At 54.3% G+C, this 5,303-nt stretch carries 6 protein-coding genes; all 6 read right to left on the bottom strand.

The window, feature by feature from the left end:
- Positions 1 to 277 precede the first annotated feature (277 nt).
- Positions 278 to 2,092: a DUF262 domain-containing protein gene (locus Q0106_RS07870; RefSeq protein ID WP_297611231.1), complete on the bottom strand. Its 1,815-nt coding sequence runs from the start codon at positions 2,090 to 2,092 to the stop codon at positions 278 to 280.
- Between the two features lie 232 nt (positions 2,093 to 2,324).
- Complete coding sequence (locus tag Q0106_RS07865) at positions 2,325 to 2,663, bottom strand: hypothetical protein (protein ID WP_297611229.1); 339 nt, start codon at positions 2,661 to 2,663, stop codon at positions 2,325 to 2,327.
- Complete coding sequence (locus tag Q0106_RS07860; protein WP_297611227.1) at positions 2,660 to 3,340, bottom strand: Rha family transcriptional regulator; 681 nt, start codon at positions 3,338 to 3,340, stop codon at positions 2,660 to 2,662. Before Q0106_RS07860 ends, Q0106_RS07865 begins: the two co-directional genes overlap by 4 nt.
- A gap of 293 nt (positions 3,341 to 3,633) precedes the next feature.
- The gene (locus Q0106_RS07855; protein WP_297611224.1) at positions 3,634 to 3,999 is read right to left on the bottom strand and encodes a hypothetical protein; all 366 of its coding nucleotides are present in this window, start codon (positions 3,997 to 3,999) and stop codon (positions 3,634 to 3,636) included.
- Positions 3,996 to 4,586, bottom strand: coding sequence for a plasmid mobilization relaxosome protein MobC (mobC, locus tag Q0106_RS07850; RefSeq protein ID WP_005430283.1), 591 nt, complete (start codon positions 4,584 to 4,586; stop codon positions 3,996 to 3,998). The genes Q0106_RS07855 and mobC overlap by 4 nt, the downstream gene beginning before the upstream one ends.
- A partial coding sequence (locus tag Q0106_RS07845; RefSeq protein WP_297611221.1) for a transcriptional repressor KorB C-terminal beta-barrel domain-containing protein occupies positions 4,570 to 5,303 on the bottom strand: 734 nt, incomplete at its 5' end. The genes Q0106_RS07845 and mobC, both read right to left, overlap by 17 nt.

Below are 5,303 nucleotides of genomic sequence, written 5' to 3'. Positions count from 1 at the left end.
ACTTCAACGACTACGCGGCCGAGATGGGCAGCGAACGCTACCCGTTGGACCTCTTCCTGAAGGTCATCACGGTCAGCCTGGAAACGATGAAGATCGTAAAGGCCCTACCTAAGCTCGAAATCCATCAGTTAGATAAAGAGGCATCTGTTGACTGATTAACCCCCGCACCGACAAGCGCTGAGCTCTATCTCTGATTCGTTTAGAGATAGAGCTTTTGCCACTGAATCTCCGTCATCCTAGGAGCGCTTGCTTCGTTACTACCTGCGACAGGTTAGTTTCACAACTCAGCTTTCCCAGCAAGCTTCAAATATGCCGCTTTGATCATCTGCGCCATCAGAACGCGTCGAGCTTTCAGAAAGTCCTCATAAGTCATGTTTTCGATGGCTGATGGAATTGCATTCATTTCGCAAGATTCAACAAACGCTTTCTCGCCGAGCCGATTGCGGTACTCGAGCAAATATTCGGCCGGCGCTCTATCCGAAATTTCGATGTTTGACTGATAATCAATGAATACAAAGTTCGCGACCTGATTGCGGTCGACCTTCTTATCGATGCCAATCGAATTAAGATAGTTTTTCGGGAAGATGTGGTGCTTGTCGTAGGCACGCTTCGAACCAGAGGAACCGACCGCCAGCAACGTCGCAACCGTGCTCGTGCCGAGCCAAACCTGAGCACCAAGTACGATCTGCGAGGCGACGAAGGCACACCATGTCGGAGCCTGCGTTGACGAAGTCTTAAGCTCATCCGGCAGGGTAACATCAAAGTAGCTTTCCGTGAGGCGCGTCGCAATAAATCCGTCAATGTATGCGAGGAAGTCTTCTGGCGTGCTGCAATTTTTGAGTTCGGCAAGCTGTCCCTCGAACATGGTTTCGGATGAACCGCTGTAAGTAGCATTGACCGTCACAGTGAAAATGTACCGAGTGAGCGCGTGGCGTAACTTGTTGGCTGAAATGCCAAACTTATACTTGCCAAGAAGGTAGAGCGCGTAGCTGTAAATGACCGCGTTGTCGGAAGAGATCAGCGATTCATTGATGTAACCGGCAGCCGGGAAGAGATTGAGGAATTCGTGCCAGTTGTTCAGGTTCGTAACCTTTTCCATGGCATCACGAAATTTTGTCAAATTCTCTTCTTGCGTCTTCTTTGTCGTCTTGCCTGTCGTCAAATCGCGACCGCGCATAAGCATGTAAGCGTACTTCAGACGCGCGCGATCGAATCCGAGCGCAACTGCAGCGCGAATCAGATGTGAGGGTTCCGGTTTGATAATATGGTTGTACGCCGACTTATCCTTCGGCACTCGAGCCGATTCACAGAATTGCGAAATCTTCCAGTGAATGTCATTGTCGTAGACAGCAAGCAACGTTTCGATGAAGTTTTTCTCCAGTAACTTCTGACCGCCAGAATTCACTCGAACAAAGATTTCTGCAACGTCTTCCTCTGAGGCCGTTCGGTCAATCGATACGACCGGCAGGTTATAGTTACGCAAGCCCAAGAGCTTGTTGATGTTGTTGTAGACGACTGCCTGCTCTTCCGTTGTCAGCAACGCTAGTCCCTTCTTTTCATGCGAGGCATTCACGGCCGAATAGTATGCCTGGCAGAACATAAAGACGCCGGTCGTCGGATTTTCCGCCGCAAGTTTATAGACTTCGGTAATATCACTCACCCACTCCGGATCCTTTTCCGTAGCGCTGGTCCACACTTCAAACTGACCGATCTGCTTCCCATCATCAGCTTTGGCAAGTGGGTTGAAGCTAATACGAATACGACGGTCCCTGTAATCCTTGTCTTTGACGACGATGCCGTCCATAGCCGATAACAACGCCGTTAGACGCTGTTGTCCGTCAATCAGAAGACTTCGGACAGATCGAGTGCCGGACTTGGCAATGGCAGAAGATCGAGGTTGGGCATCGTAATCGTCGGGAAAATCCCAGAGCATGGCGTAGCCAACAGGAAATCCCTTGTTCATCGAATCGAGCAAATTGCGAACCTTCGCATCTTCCCAAACAAACGGGCGCTGCAGATCTGGAAGCGCAATCTCACCGGATTCAATCTTTTGAAGAAGTTCGGCAACGCGGCTTGAATAAGTCGAAAACATTGAGCAGTCCATGCTGATTAGTGAACCCGGTATGCAATTTTACCGAGCAAAGAACAGAGACTCCTGAACCCCGAGCCCGAAAGGCTCGACCGCCTACGGCGGTGGTTGTGGCGAACTTGGGCGAACGTGTATACGTTTCGCCCCAAGTTCGCGATCCTGCCCTAGCCACCACAACCACCCTCACCCCTCTGAGGACCATCAAAAAGTTTCCCGAGGAAACTTTTCAGGGAGCTCACGTGTCGCTTAAAAAGGAGAACTCCAACTCCGACGGCGTCTCGTCCGTCGTGCATTCTGCGAGCGCTTCGCGAGCTCGGTACACGTACCGCTGCATGCCCGCGAGCAGTTCAAGGAGATTGGCCGCCACGACGCTGCCCTCTTCGAAGGCCTGGTCAGAAATGGCGCGATGCAGCATGTTGATCGTAGCGTCGTTGAAGGCGATGATATGTCGATCCAGGTTGTCGATTCGCTCCGAAAGCACTTCGAGCTCGTCGCTCGTGAGTTCACGGCCATGCTGCTCGATGAAGGCGTACTCGTCGAACATCGGAAGGTTGGTGATTTCAGCTCTCATCATTCGGCACCTCCCTGGCGAATACGATCCCAACGTGCCCTGGCTGCATTGCGCGCCTTGAGGCTGCGGCGGCGCTGCTTTTCCAACTCATCAGCATCACAAGATTCCTCAAGCGCCTGCTGAAACGCGTAGAGTGCAGCCTGCAGCTGCGGTCCCGACGCGGGCACCTTTTGAATGGTACCGACAACCTGCAGCACCGTGCCGATGGTCACGAGCTTGTCGCCCACGGTCTCCGCATCCATTTGGCCGGAGAGCCCTCGTAGCACGTTTTCAGCAAGCGAACCTCCCGCGAACATAGTTCGCTCAGATTGCGTCGGAGGTAGGGCCTTGCTTTCAAGAAGAGTCTGCTGCCGGTTGAATTCGTCGATGTAGGCCCACTTGAATCTTGCGGCTTTCTCGCCGGTGTAGCCCATGACAAGAAACGTGAAACCGTCGCGTGTAAGGCGATAGGCCTTAGACTGAACTGTCGCACCGAAGTTATTGATGCGATCGAGCTGAATTTCAATGAAGTTATCGCGTCGCTCGCTCGGTAGCGAAATCAGAATGTTTTCTATATCGCGTAGGACGTGATCGTGTCGCTTCTCAAAAACTTCTGCGATATTTGTCGATTCGACCGTAGCAACGCCATCGACAACGTCAACAACCGGCACATGCGTGCCTTGGTTAACCACTTTAAGCATGGCAGTCTCCTGTGAATGATGAACCTCGTGCCCGTTTCTCAGGCGGGTGGGCGAGGCAACGCGGGTTGAGAAAACCGTTCACAGGGACGGCCCCGCCGAAGCGGAACCGCGCGCCTCTCCCATAAGTGGAGACTGCACCCAAGTGTTCGCAGTTATCGAAGTCCCCAAAATTGGGGAGCTCGTCGAAAGCAAACAAAAATGCCGCAAAACACGCGGCACTCAAGTGCCTGTGATTTCGGGTTTCTCAGGCCCGGCCTCCGTCGCTTTCACGGAGGACTTGGTTCGAAGTATGCCTAGCGGCTGCTTGCATTGTCAAGGCCGTTGGCTTGAATTGATGCTCCACAATCATTCGAGCGATGCTCCGAGCATTCGCTGCATGCTTGCGAGCATTCTGAGCTTTCATCGTCCGCGTGCAAGCATTCACCGGTAGCAAGAAGAAACGCATGCGCTCCGTGCTCCTCATCCCCACCGCAAGCGCGGAAAATGCTCGCGTCCGCTCCCACTGCGTAGGCTCCCGGAACCTCCGTCCCTGGGCGATTCAGCGTCCGTTTCAACCCGGTCACCGTCCCTTTGTAGATCGTCACGAATCCATGCTCGGCAAGCTTCGGATTGGATTCTCGAAAGCCGGCGGCAAGCGCAAGCAATGCTTCTCTTTTCATGATTGGTTCTCCCTTGCAACTTCAACGAGCTTGCACCGAGCACGGCTTGCTTTGATAAGGTCGCCCACCTTACCGACAACATGCTCCATGCGGTTCGTCAGTGCCGTTGAAAGCTTGAGAAACTGCGCTGCTTCCGTTCCATGCAGTCGGCCGGCCTTGGCTTCCTCGTTCAAGCGTCGGGCAATCTGATTGATGTTCACGCCGATCTTGCGCAGCTCCCAGGTCGCCGCATAGAGCGTCTGCGTTTCGTCTTTGGTGAACTGTGCTTCCGACGCAGCTGCCATTCGAATGAGACCGATCACAAGCTGCTGGCGACTCATGCCTTGAGCGGTCGAAATGCGCGTGAGAGCGGCGTTCTCGCTTTCTTTGAGCAGTAGCTTGAGCGCGTATGGCTTCGTCAGTTCCTCCGCGTCCACCGTCCGAAAGATCGTTCTCGCTGGGGCGGGAACCGCCAACGCCTTCATGATGAGCTCCCGCGCAAATCGAGAGCGCGTCTTTCCCACGTATTGCGCACGTTCGGTCAGTTCCGCCAAGGCAGCCCCCTGAAGCCGAAGGGAAAGCACGGCGCTGTCATTCGTCTTGTCCATCGTCCACCCTCAGCAAACGCACGCGCTCAACCTCCACGTCAACGACCTCGACATCGCCTCCATCAAGAAACTTCACCGTCGCGAAACCGTCGGCCGTGTGTTTGAGGATCAAAGCCGCTTCTCGTCCATCAATCGAAACCACAACGCGGGGGAGGCGTGTATTCGCCGAGCGTGCGTCGGTCGTTTCAACGGCCGCTTCTTCAAAGGACACTTCTGCTACGCCGCCCTCTTCCTCGAAATCGGTTGATCCCTCTGAAGCTACCGGTTCATCGTCTTCGTCCGCACCGACGTCCCATTGCACTTCCGTGTCCTTGGTCTCGACGACTTGCGGCTCTTCAGGAGTCTCTCCGCCATCCGGCTCTTGTCCCGCCTCAAAACGCTCTTCCGCCTCGATGTCGACCACCTCGGCCTCCGGTGCGCTGCCGATCCTCTTGACCGCTGCCATCGTCCACTCAAAGTCATCCGCCGCCTCCGAAATCGCAGCCTCAACGGCCTCCGGTGTTTCTTTCCACTTGCGATAGAGCTCATAGGCGATCTTGATCGAAGGAACTTTCTGCAAACGAACAAGTTCACGAATACTCTCCGGCATCTCAGCCCAGGCTGCGTAGCGTGTCATTTGCGGCTTGGAAATGCCCAGCTTCTTGCCGATCGAAACGGCCGTTTCCTTTGCGGCGATACGAGCGGCGATGAAGTCAGCGAGTTCGGCTGTCGTAAGCG

It is taken from the genome of uncultured Sutterella sp., from assembly GCF_937923675.1.
Taxonomy (GTDB): Bacteria; Pseudomonadota; Gammaproteobacteria; order Burkholderiales; family Burkholderiaceae_F; genus Sutterella.
This window is presented reverse-complemented; position numbering and strand designations above follow the sequence as displayed.

What these genes read in the sequence shown, in the direction of transcription:
- Q0106_RS07855 (WP_297611224.1), bottom strand. Translation starts at nt 3,999, where the DNA reads ATGAAAAGAGAAGCATTGCTTGCGCTTGCCGCCGGCTTTCGAGAATCC.
- mobC (WP_005430283.1), bottom strand. Translation starts at nt 4,586, where the DNA reads ATGGACAAGACGAATGACAGCGCCGTGCTTTCCCTTCGGCTTCAGGGG.
- Q0106_RS07860 (WP_297611227.1), bottom strand. Translation starts at nt 3,340, where the DNA reads ATGCTTAAAGTGGTTAACCAAGGCACGCATGTGCCGGTTGTTGACGTT.
- Q0106_RS07870 (WP_297611231.1), bottom strand. Translation starts at nt 2,092, where the DNA reads ATGTTTTCGACTTATTCAAGCCGCGTTGCCGAACTTCTTCAAAAGATT.
- Q0106_RS07865 (WP_297611229.1), bottom strand. Translation starts at nt 2,663, where the DNA reads ATGATGAGAGCTGAAATCACCAACCTTCCGATGTTCGACGAGTACGCC.